Consider the following 1,430-nt stretch of genomic DNA (forward strand, 5'->3'; position numbering starts at 1 on the left):
AGTGTCGAACCTGTTCAAGAACCACATACGCTGCTGCGCAAGCGACAACGGAATGCTCTCCGGCCGCTCCTGCGGCACCAGTGCACGGCGAGCGCCCAACCCAACCTGCGTCTCCACCAGGGAGGCCAAGGCGCCGACCTTGGGCGCGTCGAACAGAATCCTCACCGGAAGCTGCGTCTCGAGTGCTGCGCCCAACCTGGACACCAACTGCGTAGCGATCAGCGAGTTGCCGCCGAGTTCGAAGAAGTCGTCATCGAGCCCGACTCGCTCGAGTCCGAGAACACCGGCGAAGGTGTTGGCAACGATCTCTTCCACCGGTGTGGTCGGTGCCCTGAACTGCGTGGCCTCGAATACCGGGTCGGGCAGAGCATTTCGATCGAGCTTGCCGCTCGAACCGAGCGGAAACTCCTCGAGTACCAGCAGGGTCGACGGAACCATGTACGCCGGCAACTTCGATGCAGCTGCAGCCGTGACCTTGTCGAACTCGACAGTGGTACCGGGCTCGGCGATGACATACCCGACGAGGCGGTCGCTGCGAACGAGCACCACAGCGCGCGCGATCGAGTCGTGATCTGTCAGAACAGCTTCGATCTCACCCAGTTCGATGCGCAAACCGCGGACCTTGACCTGGAAGTCGGTACGCCCGACGTATTCGATCTCACCGTTCTTCGTCCACCTCACGAGGTCACCGGTGCGGTAGAGACGCGACGGCGTCGATGCACCCGGATCCGCGAACGGATCGGCGACGAAAGCACTGGCGGTCAGGTCGGGGCGTGACGCGTAACCCCGAGCCACCTGAGGGCCAGATAGGTACAGCTCGCCCGCGACGCCGACTGGCACCGGGTGCAGACGCTGGTCGAGAATGAGAGCTCGGGTGTTCCACACGGGTGAACCGATGGTGACCGAGTCCTGCGCAGAATGCACCACGCCTTCGGTTGCATGCACGGTGAATTCGGTCGGTCCGTAGAGGTTGTGCAGCGCCACCCCCGGCAGGGCTCGCTCGAAGGTGCGTACGACCGACATCGACAGCGCTTCTCCTGCGGCCAGGACGACACGCAACGATCGGAACGACTCGGTGTCGAATCCTGCTGTTTCGGCGACGAACACCGACAACATCGACGGGACGAACGACGTCATGGTGACCGCTTCGTCGGCGATCACCTGGGCAAGGTAGCGAGCATCGCGGTGGCCGTCGGGTGCCGCCAGAACCATGCGCCCGCCGGTCAGCAGGGTGCCGAACAGCTCCCACAGCGACACATCGAACGTGACGGGTGTCTTCTGCAGCACCACATCTTGCGGACCCATCGCGAATCTATCGGTGATCCAGGAGATTTGGTTGACGATGGCCTCGTGCGAAACCGCCACACCCTTCGGCCGACCCGTCGACCCCGACGTGAAAATCACATACGCCGAATTCGACCCCCGCAACA

General features: G+C 63.1%; 1 protein-coding gene. It reads right to left on the bottom strand.

The features are described from left to right. On the bottom strand, positions 1–1,428 hold a 1,428-nt coding region (locus ACODSO_RS29135), incomplete at its 3' end, for an amino acid adenylation domain-containing protein (protein ID WP_489040073.1). Positions 1,429–1,430 lie beyond the last annotated feature (2 nt).

Source organism: Rhodococcus sp. FG69 (assembly GCF_057808915.1).